The following is an 18,678-nucleotide window of genomic DNA, read 5'->3' as shown; positions in this document are numbered from 1 at the left end:
GAGTTTCCACGAACGACAGCAATGCCCCTCTTCAAGAATCTCTCGGCCTATGACGAACGCTCGGCGCGCCTCGCCGGGATCGCACTCATGGTGCTGTCGATCTTCATGTTCTCGTTCGGCGACGCCATGGGCAAGTTCCTGGTCGGGACTTATTCGGTGGGGCAGCTGCTGTTCCTGCGCGCCTGCGCAGCGCTGCTGCTGCTATCGCCGCTGGTCTGGCGGCAGCGTCACCAGTTCCTGCAGCTGGAGCGGCCGGGCCTCCAGCTCTTTCGCGTCGTGCTGTCGACGCTGGAAGTGGCGGCCTTCTTCCTTGCGACGGTCTACCTGCCGCTCGCCGACGTCATCACCTATTATCTCGCCGGGCCCATTTTCGTCACCGCGATGTCGGCGGTCTTTCTCGGCGAGAAGGTCGGCTGGCGGCGCTGGACGGCGATCCTGATCGGCTTCTGCGGCGTGCTGATCGCGCTGCGGCCGTCGGCACAGACGGTGAGCCTGCCGGCGCTGATCGCGCTTGGCGGCAGTCTTTCCTTCGCCACGCTGATGCTGATCACGCGCAGCCTGCGCAAGACGCCCGATATCGTGATGGCGTCGTCGCAATTCGTCGGCACGTTCTTGCTGGGTGCGGTGCTGTCGGCGTTCCACTGGGTGCCGCCGACACCGGGCAGCCTCGTGATCTTCGCGCTGGCGGGATGCGTCTCGGTCACGGCGCTGTTCTGCGTCAACCGCTCGCTTAAGCTCGCGCCGGCCAGCGTCGTCGTGCCCTATCAATATTCGATGATCGTCTGGGCGGTGATCTTCGGCTTCGTCGTGTTCGGCGACGTGCCCGAAATCGCCACCATCGTCGGCGCCGCCATCATCATCGGCGCCGGATTCTATATTTACTTGCGTGAGCGCGATCTCGGGCGTGGGGACGCGGATGTGAATCCGCCGGCGTAATCACAGTCATCGGCGTCGTCCTGGACAAGCGGAGCGCAGATCCAGGACCCATTACCCCAGGGAGGAGTTTGATGAAGATTCGTGGTTGGTCGTCCGCGCCACGACTTCACCCTGGGGTAATGGGTCCTGGCTTCCGCCAGGACGACGATTGTGATTGAGGCGCTTCCGCCTACCTCACCCTCCGCGCACTGCTCCAGCTCTTCAGCGACGCCCACACACTGCGTGACAGGCGGAAGCAGTCGACGGGCGTGGACGAGCCCAGCGCCAGGAAGCGATGCAGCTGGACGCCGCTCCACTGGAAGCCGCACTTCTCCAGCACGTTGCGCGAGGCCGGGTTGGTGACGCGCGCGCCTGCATAGAGATGATCGTCCTCGAACTCCTCGAAGAAGAAGTCGATCGCGCCGCGCGCGGCCTCGGTGGCAAAGCCCCGGCCCCAATGCTCGACGCCGAGCCAATAGCCGAGCTCGGCATTGTCGGGCGTCGAGCGGTCGATGCCGACCACGCCGACGGGGCCGTTGTCATGCTCGATCAGGAACACCGTCTCGCCGCCGGGCGCGGCGGTGGCGCGGACGAAGGCGATAGCGTCGTCCTGCAAATAGGGATGCGGGAGGCGCCTTGTGTTTTCGGCGACACGGCGGTCGTTGGCGAGGAGGGCGATGGTCCTGACGTCGGCGAGGGTCGGCCGCCGCAAGGTCAGCCGTTCGGTGGCGACGACGCTCGGTCTCGCCTCCCGCAAGGTCACGCTCGAAAAATCCTGCAACATGTCCGGCTCCGTCGAAGTCACTCAGTGAAATGAGCACGCAAACGAAAGGGGAGGCCGGTTTCCCGCCTCCCCTGGAGCCTTCGATCTCTAGGATCTCAAGGACTCCGCCGGTTCGGTCTGGGACCCGGCGGACTCCAAATTTGATCCACCGTCTATTCAGCCGCCTCTGCGAGCGGGAGCACCGAGATGAAGGTGCGGCCGTTGGCTTTGGCCTGGAACGTTACGCGACCCTCGACCTTGGCGAACAAGGTGTGGTCCGTGCCCATGCCGACATTAAGGCCGGGATGCCAGGTGGTGCCGCGCTGACGCGCAATGATGTTGCCGGGAATCACAACTTCCCCGCCGAACGCCTTGATACCGAGGCGCTTGCCCTTGGAATCGCGACCGTTGCGCGATGAACCGCCTGCTTTTTTGTGAGCCATGGCTCGTCTCCGAAATTCTACGTATGTCTAGATCAATTCCTTGACGGAATCATTTCACAATTTCTCACGCATCAATTCGTGATGGCGCGTGATCAAATTATGCGGCGGCCTCTTCGGTGGTCGTTTCCTTGACGACCTTTTCCCGCTTCGGACGCGGCCCCTTGGTGGGCTTGGCGCCGTCCGTCAGGATCTCCGAGATGCGCAGCACCGTGATCTCGTCGCGATAGCCGCGCTTGCGGCGCGAGTTCTTGCGGCGGCGCTTCTTGAAAGCGATGACCTTGGGACCGCGCTTGTGGTCGAGCACCTCGACCGCAACGGAGGCGCCTGCGACCGTGGGCAGACCCAGGATCGGCGTGTCGCCGCCGACCAGGAGAACTTCATTGAGCTGCACGATCGAGCCGACTTCGCCTTCGATCTTGCCTACTTCCAGGACATCATCCGGAACGACGCGGTACTGCCGGCCGCCGGTTTTGATGACTGCGAACATCGTTGTTTTCCTTCGTGTTCATTCCCGGCCTCGCGACATATCGTCGGGGCCGGCTTTTTGTCAGTCGTTATGGGTTTATGCGAGTTTCGTGCGGGCGGGAGTTATCCCTTTGAAAACCCACGCAAAAACAAGCGGCGCGAGAAACGCCCCGCGCCGGTTGCGGGATTTATAGCCGCTGACAGCACGGAGTCAAGGAAAAGCCGGCGAAAACGGCCCGGATTTGAAGCATTTGGGCCCGATCCGGCCCCGCAGGCGAATTTCGGCCCGCGCGGCAACCAACAGGTTCCCCCGCCGTTGTCCCCGCGAATTCAGTCAGACGGGCAAGGGGCTTACCATGGCAACGGACGAGCTGGTCAAGACGACGACGGGCATCGCCACCCACGGCGCGGAGCGGTTGCCGTCGGTGGACATCGACAGCTTCAACATCGAGATGAAGGACGAGGACGGGTTTCTCGGCGACCGCGCCAGCAAGGGCGCGTTTCGCGAGATCCTCGATCGCTGGCGCAAGCCGCTGCGCAAGACCGGCGAGGACCCTTTCGGCAAGGAGCCGTCGGATGAGATCAGCAAGAAGACGCTGGACGCCATCCTGGTCGGCGACGACACCGAGGCCTCCGCGCTGGTGCACAGCGCGATCGAGGACTTTGCCCAGGAGCTCGCCTATGTCACCCGCCGTTTCCTCAAGTCCAAGGCCTGGGCCAAGACCGAGCGCATCGTGGTCGGCGGCGGTTTCCGCGATTCCCGGCTGGGCGAGCTCGCGATCGCGCGCGCGGAGATCATCCTCAAATCCGAGGACTTCAAGATCGACATGATGCCGATCCGCCATCACCCCGACGAAGCCGGCCTGATCGGCGCGCTGCATCTGGCGCCGTCCTGGATCTTCGAGGCCCATGACAGCATCCTCGCCGTCGATATCGGCGGCACCAACATCCGCTGCGGCCTGGTGGAGACCAGCTGGAAAAAGGCAAAAGACCTGTCGAAAGCCAAGGTCGTGAAGTCCGAGCTGTGGCGCCATGCCGACGACGAGCCGACGCGCGAAGGCGCGGTGAAGCGGCTCACCAAGATGCTGAAGGGGCTGATCACCGAGGCCGAGAAGGAAGGCTACAAGCTGGCGCCGTTCATCGGCATTGCCTGTCCCGGCGTGATCAACGCGGACGGCTCGATCGAGAAAGGCGCGCAGAACCTGCCGGGCAATTGGGAGAGCAGCAAGTTCAACCTGCCGGCGAGCCTGCTCGAGGGCATCCCTTCCATCGGCGAGCACGATACCGCGATCCTGATGCACAATGACGGCGTGGTTCAGGGCCTCTCCGAGGTGCCGTTCATGCAGGACGTCGATCGCTGGGGCGTGCTCACCATCGGCACCGGCCTCGGCAATGCCCGCTTCACCAATCGCCGCAAGGACAACGGCCAAGGCAAAGGTAACGGCAAAGATAATGGCAAAGACCGGGACTCCACGGAGAACGGGAAGAAAAAAGGCAAAGAATGACAAAGAATGACAAGGAGTAACCTTGTCTGGTTAGGTTAAGAAACGGATTGCGTTGCGGTGCACGGGTTACACGCTACGGTGGAACCGTCGCCTCACCTGGCCGGCGAAGCCGCCCTTCCCAGCCAGTATTTCAATGAGCGGCACGGGACCGCCAGTGTTTACCGCGTCTGGCGGTCCCACCCCTTTTTTCGAACATGCGATGAATCTCAGTGCCTGCCCCAACCGGTGGTGCGCTCCCTCCCCCGCGTGCGGGGGAGGGCGGGGGGAGAGGGTGTCTCCGCATTGGGGTCGCGAATTGGACTCCACCTCGCGCCCGACAAATACGCGTCAAACCGGCAATGGGGCCGCCTTTCCCTCGCGTTCGTGCCGGGAAGGGGCGCCCGGGCCGAAACAGGCAGCGGATTTTCGCGCTCCCAGCCTTGTCTGGCCCGCCATCCTCGCCTATTAACGCCCGAACCACAGGGGCCCTGCTCCTTACTTGGCGCCTTCAGGAGAGGTGGCAGAGTGGTCGAATGCACCGCACTCGAAATGCGGCATAGGTGCAAGCCTATCGGGGGTTCGAATCCCTCCCTCTCCGCCAATATCATCCGCCACAATAAAACGGCTTCCAGAAAGCGCGGCAGATCAGTCCGATCTTGCGGGCCCTCGCTCCGCCAGCACCGTCCGCGCCGTCGCCACAAACGCCTGCGCGGCCGGGGACAACGTCCGACCCTGGCGCTGCAGCAGCGACACCGGGCGGGTAATGGCGGGGCGTATCAGCGGCTTTGCGATCAGAGTCGGAAATTGATCTGCCGGCAGCATCGTCGCAGGAAGGATCGCGAGGCCGAGGCCCTGCGCCGTCATGGCGAGCGCGGTGTTGATCAGCGTCACTTCATAGGTTGGGTTGAGGTGCTTGCCCTGGGTGCCCAGCGCCTGATCGATCTGCATGCGAATCCGCGTCTCGCCCCGCATCGCGATCGTCGGCATCTGAGCCAACTCGTCCCATGTCAGCGAGCGCCGTGCCGCGAAGTCGGCGGTGCGGCGGCCGATCGCGCTCAGGCGGCCGCGGGTCAGCGTCTCGATCGTGAGCTCCGCGAATTCTCCCTCGACACTGCCGATCGCGAACTCCGCATCCGTCGCGATCAGACGCGGAACGAGATCGTCGGCGGCGACGTCGCGCATGTCGATTTCGATGTCGGGATAGCCTGCCCGGAATTTTGCGAGCACCGAGGGCAGCAGCGCCGATGCGGTACCGGCTGAGGCGAGAAACGCGACCCGGCCGGCGCGCGCTTGCGCCAGGTCGCGCATGCGCCGCGACAGGCCCAGCGCATCGCCCAGCATCCGTTCGGCGACATGAACTGCCTCGTCAGCGGCCAGCGTCGGCTGCACCGAACGCGTGGAGCGATCGAACAGTTTGACGCCGAGCTGCGCTTCGAGCTGCTGGATCAACAGGCTCGCCGCCGATTGCGTGATCCCCAGCTCGCGCGCGGCCCGCGTGATGCTGCGCGTGCGGTACACGCCGGTGAAGGCCTGCAATTGCCGCAAGGTGACGTTCATAGGCAAAGCTCATGAATTGATGAGTTCTTTCCGGCTTATCACATAAGCGAGCATGCAATAAAATGCATCCCGTGGACGGTGAAGCCGCGATCGCCAAGGGATTGGAAACGAACATGAGGACACAGGTGCTGGTGGTGGGCGCCGGGCCCATCGGATTGACCGCGGCGATGGATCTGGCTTCCCGTGGGATCGACGTCGTGGTCGCGGAGATCCGCCATGCCGGCGATCCGCCCAGCGTCAAATGCAATCACGTCTCGGCGCGTTCGATGGAGATCTTCCGCCGGCTCGGCGTCGCCGCAAAGCTGCGCGACGCAGGCCTGCCCGCAGATTTCCCGAACGACTGCTCCTACCGGACCACGGCGACCGGCATCGAGCTGTGTCGCATCGACATTCCCTCGCGCGCACGCCGCTACAATGCCACCGGCGGCCCCGATACCTGGTGGCCGACGCCGGAGCCGCCGCACCGGATCAACCAAGTCTATCTCGAGCCGATCCTGTTCAGCCATGCCGCCGCCCAGTCGCGCATCACCATTCTGGCGCGCACGGAAATCACGGACATCGAGCAGAATGACGACCATGTGGTCGCATTGGCGCGCGACCTCGACAGCGGAAGCTCGCTCCGCATCGAGGCTTCCTTTGTGATCGGTTGCGATGGCAGCCGTTCGCTGGTTCGCAAATCGATCGGTGCCAACCTGTCCGGCACGCCGGTGATCCAGCGCGTGCAATCGACCTTCATCGAAGCGCCGCAGCTCAAGGAGCTGATGGGCGCGCACAAGCCGGCCTGGATGGTGCTCTCGCTCAACCCGCGACGTTCAGGCACGACGGTCGCGATCGACGGTCGTGACCGCTGGCTGATCCACAATCACCTGAAGCCAGACGAGCCCGAATTTGATTCGGTCGATCGGGACTGGGCGATCCGCGCCATTCTCGGCGTCGACGAGCGCTTCGAATACCGCGTCCTCAGCAAGGAGGACTGGGTCGGGCGTCGACTTGTCGCCGATCGCTTCCGCGACCGCAGGGTCTTCATCTGCGGCGACGCCGCGCATCTGTGGATGCCGTATGCGGGCTACGGCATGAATGCGGGCATTGCGGACGCCGTCGACCTGTGCTGGCAGGTGGCGGCGCATCTGAACGGGTGGGCGCCGGCTTCGATCCTCGATGCCTACGAGGCGGAGCGTCAGCCCATCACCGAACAGGTGTCGCGCTTTGCCATGGACCATGCGATGAAGATGATGGCGCAGCGTGGCGGCGTCTCCGCGGAGATCGAGGACGACACGCCGCGCGGCCACGCCGCGCGTGCAGCGCTGGCCAAGGCGGCCTACGATCTCAACGTGCAGCAATATTGCTGTGCCGGATTGAACTTCGGCTACTATTACGATGCCTCGCCGATCATTGCCTATGACGGCGAGACGCCGCCGGCCTACGCGATGGGCAGCTTCACGCCCTCCACCGTGCCCGGCGCTCGCGCGCCGCACCTGTTTCTGCGGGACGGACGATCGCTCTACGATGCCTTCGGCGCCGGCTACACTTTGCTGCGGTTCGATCCGGCGATCGATGTGGCGCTATTGAAGTCTGCCGCAGAGCAGCGCGGCATTCCGCTCGCGCTGCTCGACATCGCGCCGGACGAAGCGAACGGCGCGTATGCCGAGAAGCTGGTGCTGGCTCGGCCCGATCAGCACATCGCCTGGCGCGGGCAGGCCGCGCCCGCGGACCCACAAGGCTTGCTGACGCGCATCATCGGCGCTTCGGCGTAAGGCGATTTGAAGCCGACGGTCTCGCGGCGAAGTCCGCCGGGAGGTGGTTCACCAAGGCGTGGTTCACAAACAAGAACGTACCGGGGAGGGAAACGTGTTTCACGTTGCAAGCCGCCGCATTTTGGCCGTGCTGACGGCCGCGAGTTTCGCCGTGCTGCCGCTGGAGGCGGGCCGAGCGGCCTATCCCGAGCAATTGATCAAGATCATCGTGACCTTTCCGCCCGGCGGCAGCGCCGATACCGTCATCCGCGCGCTCGAACCGCTGGTCACCGCCGAGCTCAAGCAGGGTCTCGTGATCGAGAACCGCGCGGGTGCTGGAGGCAACATCGGCATGGCTGCCGTGGCACAGGCCAAGCCTGATGGCTATACGCTCGGCGTCGCGCCGGCAGGCAGCCTGACGGTCAATCCGCACCTCAATTCGTCGATGCCGTTCGATCCGAAGGATCTTGCGCCGATCACCCTGCTCGCGAAAATTCCCTTCGTGCTCGTCGCCTCGGCGGACGTGCCGGCGCACACGACGGCGGAGGCGATCGCGCTTGCCAAGGCCAAGCCGGGCGCGTTGTCGATCGGGCATGGCGGCAATTCGACGGCCATGCACTTGACCGCAGCACTGTTCACGCAGAAGACCGGGATCGCCATGGAGCTGGTCCCCTATCGCGGGACCGCACCGGCGACGGTCGACGTTCTCGCAGGCCATGTCCCCTTCGCGGTACTGGATATCCCCGCATCGAGGCAACTGATCCTCGAAGGCAAGCTCAACGCCATCGGTGTGTCGTCTGCGCAGCGTCTGTCGTCCTTGCCCGATGTGCCGACACTCGCCGAGAGCGGTATTGCGGGTTTCGAATCCGTCGGCTGGTTCGGGCTGGTTGCTCCGGCCGGCACGCCAGCCGATATCGTCGGCCGGTTGAACGAAGCTTTCGGAAAAGCCCTGAAGGATCCGTCGGTGGTCGAGAAGATCCGGACGCTTGGCGCAGAGCCTGCACCGACCTCGCCCGAGCAGTTCAGCCGTTTCATCCAAAGCGAAAGTGCGAAATGGGGCAAGCTAATCAGTGAAGCGGGCATCAAGGCGAATTAAGTGTCGCCCAGTCAGACGATTCCGCCCCCGCGTAAGCCATTGATCTTGCAGTCCCCGTCTACTGTGCATGGGGTTGTTTTCGCGCTTTTTTGTTGTCCGACCCCGGAAGGCTTAATGGTAATCGTCACGCCACCCCGGCTGGCACCTCCAGATCGGACCACCACCCCACACACGAGACAGACATGCACTCTTCCGCCACCGGCTGGAGCAACGGGCTTCTTGGCGTCATCATCTTCAGCGGCTCGCTGCCGGCGACGCGGGTGGCGGTCGGCGGGTTTTCCGCGCTGTTTCTGACCTCGGTGCGCGCGGTCATCGCGGCGCTGATCGGTGTGGCCGTGCTCGGCCTGCTCCGTCAGGCGCGGCCGCAGCGCAAGGATCTCGTCTCGCTCGCGATCGTCGCCATCGGCGTCGTGGTCGGTTTTCCCTTGCTGACGGCGCTCGCGCTCCAGCACATCACCTCGGCGCATTCGATCGTCTTCATCGGGCTCTTGCCGCTGTCGACCGCGATCTTCGGCGTGCTGCGCGGCGGCGAGCGGCCGCAGCCGATGTTCTGGCTGTTCGCAATTCTGGGCAGCGCCACCGTCGCGGGCTTTGCCCTCTCCAACGACGGCACCGCATCGCTCGCCGGCGATCTCCTGATGGTCGCGGCGATCGTGCTGTGCGGGCTCGGCTATGCCGAAGGCGCCGCGCTGTCGCGCCGGCTCGGCGGCTGGCAGGTGATCTCCTGGGCGCTGCTGCTGTCGCTGCCGCTGATGCTGCCGGTCGCGATTCTAACCTGGCCGTCGACATGGAGCGGCATCGATGTGCCCGCCTGGATCGGGCTCGCCTATGTCTCGGTCTTCAGCATGTTCGTCGGCTTCATCTTCTGGTACCGCGGGCTCGCGATCGGCGGCATCGCCCGTGTCGGCCAGTTGCAGCAGCTCCAGCCGTTCTTCGGTCTCGCGCTTGCAGGCTGGCTTCTGCACGAACCGGTCGCCTGGAGCATGATCGTGGCGACCGCGCTGGTGGTCGCCTGCGTCTTCTTCGCGCGGCGGTTTGCCTGAGGCCGGATTGACGCGGCCTCACCTCTTGCCCGGTTGCGCCTTTTCAATCCCCGGCAGCCGCGCGATTCCCTCGGCGAGAAAATCGATCAGCAGCCGTACCCGCGCGATGCCGGACCGCTCCGGGACGATCAGCATGTTGAACGGAACGGAAGGCGGCGCGTAGTCTTGAAGCACGCGCTCGAGTTGGCCGGATGCAAGAAGGTCGTCGACGAGCCAAAGATGGGCCGGCGCAATGCCACGACCGGCCGCGAGCGCCTCCCGTGCGGCCAGCCCGTGATCCACCCGCAGCCGCCCTGCGAACGGGACCGCATGGCGGCCGCCGCGGCGCCCGTGCAGCACGAGCACGTCGCTGCCGGCGATGTTCGACATCCTGATACCCTCGTGGCTGGCGAGATCCTGCGGGCGCGTGGGCCTGCCGCGCGAAGCCAGATAGTCCGGTGCGGCCACAAGCACCCGACGCGACTGACCCAGCAGCCTGAGCTTCATCGAGCTGTCGGTGAGCGGCCCCAGACGCAGGGCGATATCGACACCTTCCCGCACAAGGTCGATCCGCTCGTCGGTCAGGCTGAGATCAACCGCCACGTCGGGATAGCGGTCCTGGAACGCGAAAACCAAACGACTGACGTGGAGCACGCCGAAGGCCGCGGTGCAGGAGACGCGCACGGTTCCGGCAGGCGCACCGCGTGTGCTGCGCGCCTCGTCGCCGGCGAGTTCGACCAGGCGCAGGATCTGCACGCAGTCGGCGTAGTAGCGGCGTCCTTCCTCCGTCATCGTCACGCTGCGTGTGGTCCGCGTGAGCAGCGGCACGCCGACGGCCTGCTCCAGTTCCCGAAGATGCCGCGTCACTGTCGACTGGCCGAGGCCAAGCTCGCGCGCGACCGCGGACAGGCTTCCGCGCTCGGCGACCCGCACGAAGCTGCGCATGCGTTCGAGCGTAATGTCCGATCTATCCATATTTCGGCAGGATCCTATCCATTGGCGACAACTACCGGATTGCAGTCGGAGGCGCTACCTGCTGCTCGCAATCGTCAACCAAGGTGCTGATCATGAAAGTGTTGATCGTCTTCGCTCATCCCGAACCGCGCTCCCTCAATGGCTCGCTCCGCGATATCGCCGTCAGAGAACTCGAGGCCCAGGGACACGAGGTGCGGATGTCAGACCTTTACGCCCAGGGCTGGACATCCGAAATCGGCCGCGCCGACTTTCCGCTGCTGCCGCCGGACGCGCGGCTGGCGCCGGCCGCCGCCTCCAAGCAGGCGTTCGAGTCGGGCACGCTCACCGCGGACGTCAAGGCCGAGATCGAGAAGCTGCTGTGGGCGGACGTTCTGATCCTGCAATTCCCGCTGTGGTGGTTCAGCATGCCGGCCATCCTCAAGGGCTGGGTCGACCGCGTGTTCGCCTACGGTTTCGCGTATGGCGTCGGCGAGCACAGCGACAAGCGGTGGGGCGACCGTTACGGCGAAGGCAGGCTAGCGGGCAAACGCGCGATGCTGATCGTGACCGCCGGCGGCTGGCAGGAGCATTATTCGGCGCGCGGGATCAACGGGCCGATCGACGACCTGCTGTTCCCGATCAATCACGGCATCCTCTATTATCCGGGATATGACGTGCTTCCGCCGTTCGTTGTCTACAAGGCCGACAAACTCGACGAAGCGGGTTTCCAGGCGACTGCCGAACGGTTGCGCGAGAGGATGCGAACGCTTGCGACGACATCGCCGATTCCTTACCGACGCCAGAATGGCGGCGATTACCTGATTCCGAGCATGCAGCTCCGCGCGGGGCTCGAGCATTCCGGCGCGACCGGATTCGCGCTTCACGTCGAGCAGGCCGAGGCACGCAGCCCGAATGGTGAGGCGAGCTCCATGCGCTCGACGACGGATGGTTGCGCGGCGATAGCCTAATCCGTCGCCCGCGAACGATATCACCCCATCACCGTCCGGGTCAGCGTGCTCCGCGCAAACTTCTTCAGCGGCATCGGCTTGCCGAACAGAAAACCCTGCACGAGGTCGAAGCCGAGCTCGTTGGCGGCGACGAGGTCGGCGCGGCTCTCGACGCCCTCGGCGACGGCGTGCACGCCGTAGCCATGTGAAAGCTCGACGATGTGGCGGCACACCGTGCGCTTGAGGCGATCAGTGCCGCTGCCGGTGACGAAGTGCCGGTCGGCCTTCAGCTTGATGAACGGAATTTTTCCGAGATCCATCAGCGACGGCCAGTTGGCGCCGAGATTGTCGATCGACAGGCCGATATTGTGCAGACGCAGTTCGCGGGCGACCTCGACCAGGAGATCGAGGTCGCGGATCGCCTCCTCGCTGTCGATCTCGATCGTGAGCCCGCCGAACGCCGGATGCGTCGGCATGCGGCGGCAGAGATCGCCCACGGCTTGCGGCTCCTTCAGATAGGACGCCGGCAGATTGATCGCGAGATCGACCGGGCTCTGCTGCTCCAGCAGATAGTGCCAGTCCTGCATGGCGCGCTCGATCACGAATTCGGAGAGGTCGCGCAGATTCGGGTCGTGCTCTTCGGGGATGAAATAGGCCGGCGGCACCACGCCCCAGGTCGGATGCCGCATCCGCACCAACGCCTCTGCGCTATTGCGGATCAGCGTGCGCGCGTCGATCTTGGGCTGGTACCAGAGCTCGAGCCAGCCGGCGTGCAGGGCCTCGCCGACATGCACGGCCGGGCTCGGCGCCGGCTCCTCCGGCAACAGCATCGCGACGCGGTCGCGCAGCGTCTCCGCGGCAAAGGGCGTGGTCAGCGGCGGCAGCATCTTGAGGCCGTATTCCTCGCCGACCTGCTGCACCGCCCTGACGATGATCGACTCGCGGGCGCCCACCGTCAGAACCTTTCCGTCAAAGGCCTCGCGCACCAGCGTCTCCAGAAATTTTCCGGGCTCGATGCCGTCGGCAGCGATGCCGAGCAGGATCAGGTCGGGCAATCCGCTCGTCAGCACGCTCTGCAGCTCCTCGGCGCTGGCGCATTCGGTGGTGACGAAGCCGAGATCCTCCAGAACTTCCGCGAGAAACGCGCGCAGATGGCGCTTGCCGTCGGCCACGCAGGCGCGCGGCTTCATCTTTCGCCGTCCGAAGGTCTTCGGCCTTCGTTCGGCGAGTTCTACAATTTCGTCGTTCATCGCAAGCACTCCCGTTCCGTGCCGGTGTGTTAGCGACGTGAGCAGTTTCAAATATGGAAGGCTTCAGTCGATTGTCGAATTATCTGGGTAACGTTAAAGCACCCATCACGTCTAAAATTGTCTGCGTCTTGTTCGAGAAGTTTTTACGTCTGCCCGCGCATCGGGCGCAGGGTTGCGGCAATCACTGGAGATTCCGCGACGCGCAGTAAGGCTGCATGCACGCGCACTGTCCTGCAATTGGACCAAGCCGCGCGCGCCTCGCCCAATTGAATAATGGCGTGCCTCAATTGCGCGCGATGCGCGCATTTTTCCCGGTTCGCTCGTGACGGTTCTGCGACAATGCGTCGGTGCGCGCTGGCGCCCGTGTGAAGCACATCACAAGCGGATTGCTGCACGTGCGCTATTGCTCTGGGCAGCCGGTGGTGGGCTGTCGAGGATCGCAGCAATGACGTCGCGGCGAATAATGTATTGGTGGTTCAGGTTCGTGCTGTCAGGGCGATTTCTCGATCGCTTCCTGTGCCTGCCGCGCGCGCATTAGCGAGGGATCAGGTTTGGCCGATCAGCTTGCGCAACGCGGCCGCGCCGTCCTCGATCGCATCGCGTCCCTTCCAGGCCAGATAAGACAGCTTTCTACCGAGCGTATCGTGGCTGCGCAGCCGGCGCGAGCCGAGAATGTGGCCGACATTGGAGGGGAAGCGGCTCACCTCGGCGGCCACCAGCGCCGCGATCGCGTCCATCAATTGCTGGAGCCGAATGCCCCATTCGCAATGCTCGATGCCGTCGACCCGCACCTTGAGCGCATATTCGGTGTCGTAGATCTCGGCGAGCAGGTCGCGTGCGATCAGCACCCGGTTGTGCCGGAGCGCGATGCGCAAGGCGAGGCGCCTGTCGTCGAGCTGGTCGAGCACCATGTGAACGACGCAGGCATAGCGCGTGGCGGCGACATCGGCGGCGCTCTTGCTCGCGGCGGCCTTGGTGGCAAGGCGCACCAGTTGCCAGAACGTCTTCAGCCGCCTCGCCACCAGCGTCAGTGCGAACGGCAGCGCCTCGGGATGGGCCTTCTTGAAGGCGTCCAATCGTGCGGTGATCTGATCGACCAGGCCGTCGTCGAATTTCGCGATCTTCTCGGGCAGCTTTTCGTTGAATTTCGGCAGCGCAGCGCCGGCGCGCAGCACGTGCTGCATCTTCTTCACGTCGTCGAAGGCGGTGCGCGACGCCGTATATTGCGCGAGCTTGCCGCGCGCGAACTCGGTGCTCTCCGCTGAGGCCAGGGTGCTCTCGAGAACCTTGACGACCTTGGTCTGGAAGGTCGATGCGATCTTCAGCACTTCCTTCTGGTTGTTGGCGGCGACCTGGTCGTTGATCGCCTTGATGTAGTCGCGCGCCATGGTCGGCAGCAGGTCGCGGCAGATCCATTCCCAGATCGGGGTGAGGGTGTTGCGTGAGATCCGCCCCATATTGGCATGCTCGGGCGCGCCGTCGATCAGGAGCAGCTCGAGCGGCGCAAAGAAATGGCGCGAAGGACTGGTGGCGCGCGCCTGGCTCGATCCGTCCTTGCGAAATTCGGCCCGTAACCGGGATTGGAGGTCGGACGAGCCCGGCATGTCGATGCCGCACAGCTCCAGCCGTTCAAGCTCGCTGAGCAGGCAGCTGCGCGACAGCGGCGTCAGCTTCTGCAAGAAGTTCGATAGCTGGTCGATCTCGTTCATTGCACGCAATCTTCCGCAACGATTCCAGCAGGCCTATCGGCCCCATGCATGGAGGCATTTGCGCGCTCTCAATTGTGACATAGAGAAGCAAGCCGCCGTTAATATATCCGTAAAATCCGGGGCCTCAGGTAATCGGCGCGGGTCGGATCGTTAAGAAGGCTTCCGTTGACCCGCCTACCATTTGGGCAGGTTCAGCAACCTAAGAATGTTGAGGGACGTTGCTACTCAAGCATAAAGTGTGCCTGTGTCGGGGTTTCGGCACAAAACTGCCAAATTCACCGTAGTCTTACGGAGCAAAAAGTTAACCACAGATCGCGTTGGGTTCCGCTAAACGAGTGACATGGGGTCACAGAATGATACGGCCACTGATTCGCGGCCGTCGGAATGGTACGACAGCAACGCTGCTCCAACTGAAGAGCTCGATGTCGTCCGCCTGAACGCCGCCCGCGCCAAGGCGGCCGACGAAATGGCCGCCGCCATCGCCCGCGAGCTCAACGGTCCCCTCACGGCGCTCCTGCTCTACATGGGCGAGATCAAGCATCACAGCGATCAGCTCGCGCCGGTGACGGGCGACCGTGCCTATTTGCAGCGGGTCGTGGAGAATGCGCTGGTGCAGACCGAGCGGGTTTGTGGCCTCGTCAAACAGCTTGCCGGTTCTCCCACGGCTGGTCTGCCGACCGCGGAGGCCGAACCGAAGCTCACGCGCGCGCCACAGCCGCAGCGGGTGTCGAGCGGCGAGATCCTCGGCCTGTCAGGCCAGAAGCGGCTGACCAAGCGCGAGGGCGAGGTGCTGAGGCTGATCAGCGAGGGATATTCGAACAAGCAGGGTGCGCTTCGGATGCAGATCAGCCCGCGCACCTTCGAGAGCCATCGCGCCGAGGCGATGCGGAAGCTCGGTGCGCGCAACACGGCGGACCTCGTCCGTGCGGCGCTGCTGCATTCGATCGACTGAAGGCTCTTGCCTCGGGCCGCCCGCCAGCGGCGAGGGCCAAGCGTGAGACATCTCTCGAGAAAGACCCGCGGCTCCGATCGTGCTCAGAAATAATCTTCGGCGAAGGGACGCGCGCGCGACGAGGGCCGCAGCGGCTTGAGCTCTTCCTTCGGCACGTTGGGAATGATCGTGATGGTCCAGCGGGGCGGCATGCTCGATTCCTGCTCCAGCACCGAACGCACGAAGCCCGTCACCGTCGCCTCGCCAGCGGCCACCGTCGCCATCCGGCCGTTGAACTGTGCGATGCGGAAGCGACGAACTTCTTTCTGGTCCGCGGTCTCGTAGGTGAACATGGAAACCCTCCTGGTTTCCGGCGACTATCGCTGCCTATGATTAGCCATCTGTGAAAATCCCAAGCCGTAGAAGTACGGCGGGCATGCACGTGTGAGTGGTTACGGCGTTTTCGAGCGCGCGCGTCAGCCCTCCGGCTCCTGCGCGCGCCCGGCGGCATAGGCCGCGTCCATCAGGTCCAGGAGGTCGCGAAATCCGGCGTCGCCGAGCCTCTCCGCGGTCTTCTCCAGCCGCAGCGCCAGCACCGCGAGCCTGACATAGCCGAACGTTCCGGCCGCGCTCTTCAGCGAATGCGCTTCGCGCGCGATCCTGCCGTGGTGCTGCGCGAGCGAGAGCGTGCGGAACAATTGCAGGCGCGCACAGGTCTCGCTCCAGAACACGTCGCGCACTTCGCAAGCACCGTCCTCGCCGATCTCGCGCACCAGCGCCTGGTACGCGCCCGGCTCGCGCGCAGGCTCGGCATCAAGCGCTGTCTGCGCAGGCGCGACGGTGACTTCGAACATGGTTTGGCCTGCCTTGATCACGGTTGGTTTGCCGCTGGCCCGTACAGGCGCGCGCGTCACGTCCATGTCTACGGCATCCGGATTTCAGTTCCGGTAGCAGGACAATCCGTGTTTGCGGGCCGGAATTAGCGGCCGGTTTACCACGCCGCGGCACCGTCAGCGTGGGCCGAGCAGCCGGTCATACTGCGCCTTCACGGTGGCGTAGCATTCGCACGCCGTCTGGCGCAGGCCGTCCAGGTTGAGGATCTGGATGTGTCCGCGGCTGTAGTGAATGAAATTCGCCTGCTGCAAGGTATTGGCGACCAGCGACACGCTGTTGCGCCGAGCACCGATCATCTGCGCCATCGCCTCCTGGGTCAGCAGCAGCCGGAAATCGCCGGAGAGGTCATGGGTGTGCAGCAGGCAGCGCGACAGCCGTGCCTCCACCGGATGGGCGGCGTTGCAGCCCGCGGTCTGCTGCACCTGCGCGTAGACCGCGAGCCCGTGACGCGTGAGCAGCGTCCGCAGGGTGCCGCTCTGGTCGGCCGCGATGCGCAGCCGGTCGAGGTCCATCATCGAGGCGGAGCCGGGAACCAGCACGATGGCCGTGTTCAGCGCGCAGGAATCGCCCATGGTCGAGAGCGTTCCGAGCAGGCTGTCGCGGCCGATCATGGCGACTTGCACGTGCTCGCCCCTGGCGAGCTCGACCACCAACGAGATGACGCCGCGATGAGGAAAGTAGGCGCGCTTGAGCGTTTCGCCGGTCTCGACCAGCACCGCGTCATGCGGCAGATCGCCCGTACGCAGGTGCGGGCGGATCAATTCATAATCGTCTGCCGACAGCGCGGACAGGAAACCGTTGGAGGAACGCACCATCGTTTCCAAAGTAGCCTCCCGTCTCTCGGACCCGCGGGCCGCAGCACGCGAAACTGCTTGCCGTCCGCGCAAGTTCCATCATCTTCCCGTCGGGATATATAGGCAATTGGGACAAGTTGTCCGACCGGTGATCGCCGCTGCACGTCGCCCTCGCCAAGACAGATTCCCTGACCATTTCCACGATACCGATTTGGGAACCCAGCAGATCCAGATCGTCGACTGGAGCATCCATTCGGAGGGTGGTCGCGGTCATGGTTGATCCGGCGCGTTTCGAAGTGATCGCCGCCATGTTCCTGTTCGTCATCCGGTTGTGCGGCAGCAAAACCTTATTATAATGGTTGTGTCGCTCTGCGTATACCCGTTGGGGGCAGACAGGCTGGTGCATTTGCGGCCGAAATGAGAATGGCACGCTGATTCGCTGATGAGCCGGCGGACCGATCTGCGAGGGGTTGCGCAGGTAAAAGCGGCAAGGGGCCTTCATGAGCCGGAAGCATTGCATCCGCGCTGCCATCGGACGCCGGTCGACCCGTGCACCCTCGTTGGTCGGACGAGTGCCTGCAATTCTCAAACATTGTTTTGAACCTTGGCGCCGCGTGGCCGCAGATTCCGCGTCCATCGTCTTCCTCGCGCCGGCAACGACATTCTCAACAGTTCATTTCTCGAGCAAAGGAGAAAGGCGTGCGCCACGGTTCAATTATTGAATCGCCGAATCGGGAAGCTCAAACGGGGACAGAAAGTCTGCGCCATATTCTCGTCGTCGACGACGACCCGATGGTCTGCATGGCCATCGAGGTCTATCTCCAGCGCAACGATTTTCGGGTGACGATCGCCGAAGGGGGGAAGCCGGACTTCGCGCGCTCGAACACGAGCAGTTCGATCTGATGATCATCGATATTTTCATGCCGCACAAGCGCGGGTTCGAATCGGTCAGGATCTTCCACGAGCGGGCGCCAGCCGTTCCGCTGATCGCGATGTCCGGCTACGCGTTCGCAAATCTGAATTCGCCTGCCCCCGATTTCCTCCGGATGGCGCTGGAGCTCGGTGCGGCGCGCTGTCTGCGCAAGCCGTTCACGCCGCACGCGCTGCTCGCCGCCATCAACGATTGCCTGGCGGAGCACCGTCCCCACGGCGACCTTGCCTCGGCCGCGCGCCTGGGTTAGCGCGGCACCGGCCGCAGTGGACACGGGTAACGGTTCGTTTACCGCAAATGCGGGTCTTGCGTATCCCGGCAAAGCACCAAGCGAACGTGGCGAGACTGCCGCGGCTTGCAGGCGGCTCGATACAATTCCGCGAAGACCGCGCATATCGTCCTTCACGAGCAGGGCTTTCCCGCGCGCCTGGTCCCGCTGTTATCGGCACGTTCACCTAACGCGTCTCGCGGTTGCGGCGTGGGGCCGGTTTTGCCGAAAAACGCTGTCGCCTGCAGTCGAACGGCAAACTTGTCTTCAATATCCGTATTAGCACGGAGGATGAAATTAACGGGACCGTGAAAGGGGATGTCTAACGATCCAAGGTGGGGACTTCCGTTCATGCCAGCGCGGCTCGGGTGTCGAGGTCCAGATCCAGGTCAGTAAGGCGTAGCTCATGGATGATCTGTTGCGGGAGTTTTTGACGGAAACCAGCGAGAGCCTGGACACCGTGGACAATCAGCTGGTGAAGTTCGAGCAGGAGCCGAACAACGCCAAGATCCTGGATAACAT

At 64.0% G+C, this 18,678-nt stretch carries 17 protein-coding genes, 1 tRNA gene and 1 pseudogene; 9 read left to right on the top strand and 10 right to left on the bottom strand.

The features are described 5' to 3' along the window. Positions 1-21: 21 nt before the first annotated feature. Positions 22-936: a DMT family transporter gene (locus AC0L3A_RS25265; RefSeq protein WP_007598919.1), complete on the top strand. Its 915-nt coding sequence runs from the start codon at positions 22-24 to the stop codon at positions 934-936. Between the two features lie 169 nt (positions 937-1,105). Here the strand turns inward: AC0L3A_RS25265 and AC0L3A_RS25260 are convergent, their stop codons facing one another. The 3 genes from AC0L3A_RS25260 to rplU all read right to left on the bottom strand — a co-directional run bounded on the left by AC0L3A_RS25260 (position 1,106) and on the right by rplU (position 2,608). After that, the gene (locus AC0L3A_RS25260; protein WP_007598921.1) at positions 1,106-1,699 is read right to left on the bottom strand and encodes a GNAT family N-acetyltransferase; all 594 of its coding nucleotides are present in this window, start codon (positions 1,697-1,699) and stop codon (positions 1,106-1,108) included. A gap of 152 nt (positions 1,700-1,851) precedes the next feature. Beyond that, positions 1,852-2,121, bottom strand: a complete 270-nt coding sequence (gene rpmA, locus AC0L3A_RS25255) for a 50S ribosomal protein L27 (RefSeq protein ID WP_007598923.1) — start codon at positions 2,119-2,121, stop codon at positions 1,852-1,854. Between the two features lie 97 nt (positions 2,122-2,218). After that, a complete protein-coding gene (gene rplU, locus AC0L3A_RS25250) occupies positions 2,219-2,608 on the bottom strand; it encodes a 50S ribosomal protein L21 (RefSeq protein ID WP_007598925.1) in 390 nt (129 codons plus the stop codon). A 334-nt stretch (positions 2,609-2,942) separates the two neighbouring features. On the opposite strand from rplU, the gene AC0L3A_RS25245 reads away from it, so the two are divergent. Both AC0L3A_RS25245 and AC0L3A_RS25240 read left to right on the top strand, forming a co-directional pair. Next, the gene (locus tag AC0L3A_RS25245) at positions 2,943-4,091 is read left to right on the top strand and encodes an ROK family protein (RefSeq protein ID WP_007598928.1); all 1,149 of its coding nucleotides are present in this window, start codon (positions 2,943-2,945) and stop codon (positions 4,089-4,091) included. A 490-nt stretch (positions 4,092-4,581) separates the two neighbouring features. After that, positions 4,582-4,671 (top strand) — tRNA-Ser (locus AC0L3A_RS25240). A gap of 44 nt (positions 4,672-4,715) precedes the next feature. Here AC0L3A_RS25240 and AC0L3A_RS25235 read toward each other — a convergent pair. Further along, on the bottom strand, positions 4,716-5,627 hold the full coding sequence (locus AC0L3A_RS25235; RefSeq protein ID WP_007598929.1) for a LysR family transcriptional regulator: 912 nt from the start codon (positions 5,625-5,627) through the stop codon (positions 4,716-4,718). 113 nt (positions 5,628-5,740) lie between these two features. On the opposite strand from AC0L3A_RS25235, the gene AC0L3A_RS25230 reads away from it, so the two are divergent. The 3 genes from AC0L3A_RS25230 to AC0L3A_RS25220 all read left to right on the top strand — a co-directional run bounded on the left by AC0L3A_RS25230 (position 5,741) and on the right by AC0L3A_RS25220 (position 9,499). Continuing rightward, positions 5,741-7,381, top strand: a complete 1,641-nt coding sequence (locus AC0L3A_RS25230) for an FAD-dependent oxidoreductase (RefSeq protein ID WP_035995374.1) — start codon at positions 5,741-5,743, stop codon at positions 7,379-7,381. A 94-nt stretch (positions 7,382-7,475) separates the two neighbouring features. Beyond that, positions 7,476-8,456 carry a Bug family tripartite tricarboxylate transporter substrate binding protein gene (locus AC0L3A_RS25225; protein WP_007598933.1) on the top strand — a complete coding sequence of 327 codons (981 nt, stop codon included), beginning with the start codon at positions 7,476-7,478 and terminating at the stop codon, positions 8,454-8,456. A gap of 182 nt (positions 8,457-8,638) precedes the next feature. Continuing rightward, positions 8,639-9,499: a DMT family transporter gene (locus tag AC0L3A_RS25220; RefSeq protein ID WP_007598935.1), complete on the top strand. Its 861-nt coding sequence runs from the start codon at positions 8,639-8,641 to the stop codon at positions 9,497-9,499. Positions 9,500-9,517: 18 nt separating this feature from the next. Here the strand turns inward: AC0L3A_RS25220 and AC0L3A_RS25215 are convergent, their stop codons facing one another. Further along, positions 9,518-10,453 (bottom strand): LysR family transcriptional regulator, encoded by a 936-nt coding sequence (locus AC0L3A_RS25215; protein WP_007598937.1) that lies wholly within the window; start codon positions 10,451-10,453, stop codon positions 9,518-9,520. A gap of 92 nt (positions 10,454-10,545) precedes the next feature. Between AC0L3A_RS25215 and AC0L3A_RS25210 the strand changes: the two genes are divergently transcribed. Beyond that, positions 10,546-11,400 carry an NAD(P)H-dependent oxidoreductase gene (locus AC0L3A_RS25210; RefSeq protein ID WP_007598938.1) on the top strand — a complete coding sequence of 285 codons (855 nt, stop codon included), beginning with the start codon at positions 10,546-10,548 and terminating at the stop codon, positions 11,398-11,400. A gap of 20 nt (positions 11,401-11,420) precedes the next feature. Here the strand turns inward: AC0L3A_RS25210 and AC0L3A_RS25205 are convergent, their stop codons facing one another. Continuing rightward, positions 11,421-12,629, bottom strand: a complete 1,209-nt coding sequence (locus tag AC0L3A_RS25205; RefSeq protein WP_007598940.1) for an EAL domain-containing response regulator — start codon at positions 12,627-12,629, stop codon at positions 11,421-11,423. 545 nt (positions 12,630-13,174) lie between these two features. Next, entirely contained in the window at positions 13,175-14,338 is a 1,164-nt protein-coding gene (locus AC0L3A_RS25200) for a hypothetical protein (RefSeq protein ID WP_473255391.1), read from the bottom strand. Positions 14,339-14,678: 340 nt separating this feature from the next. On the opposite strand from AC0L3A_RS25200, the gene AC0L3A_RS25195 reads away from it, so the two are divergent. Next, complete coding sequence (locus AC0L3A_RS25195; RefSeq protein ID WP_007598945.1) at positions 14,679-15,290, top strand: LuxR C-terminal-related transcriptional regulator; 612 nt, start codon at positions 14,679-14,681, stop codon at positions 15,288-15,290. An 83-nt stretch (positions 15,291-15,373) separates the two neighbouring features. On the opposite strand, the gene AC0L3A_RS25190 is transcribed toward AC0L3A_RS25195, so the two are convergent. From AC0L3A_RS25190 to AC0L3A_RS25180, 3 genes are all read right to left on the bottom strand, one after another. After that, positions 15,374-15,622 carry a hypothetical protein gene (locus tag AC0L3A_RS25190; protein ID WP_007598946.1) on the bottom strand — a complete coding sequence of 83 codons (249 nt, stop codon included), beginning with the start codon at positions 15,620-15,622 and terminating at the stop codon, positions 15,374-15,376. Positions 15,623-15,745: 123 nt separating this feature from the next. Then, positions 15,746-16,123 carry an Hpt domain-containing protein gene (locus tag AC0L3A_RS25185; protein WP_035995376.1) on the bottom strand — a complete coding sequence of 126 codons (378 nt, stop codon included), beginning with the start codon at positions 16,121-16,123 and terminating at the stop codon, positions 15,746-15,748. Positions 16,124-16,279: 156 nt separating this feature from the next. After that, positions 16,280-16,978 carry a Crp/Fnr family transcriptional regulator gene (locus tag AC0L3A_RS25180; protein ID WP_198288260.1) on the bottom strand — a complete coding sequence of 233 codons (699 nt, stop codon included), beginning with the start codon at positions 16,976-16,978 and terminating at the stop codon, positions 16,280-16,282. Positions 16,979-17,656: 678 nt separating this feature from the next. Here AC0L3A_RS25180 and AC0L3A_RS25175 point away from each other — a divergent pair. Next, positions 17,657-18,138 (top strand): annotated as a pseudogene (locus tag AC0L3A_RS25175) (response regulator). Positions 18,139-18,678 lie beyond the last annotated feature (540 nt).

Source organism: Bradyrhizobium sp. MI1.3, from assembly GCF_055811695.1.
The sequence above is the reverse complement of the archived record's forward strand: the minus strand, read 5'-3'. Positions and strand labels throughout refer to the sequence as shown.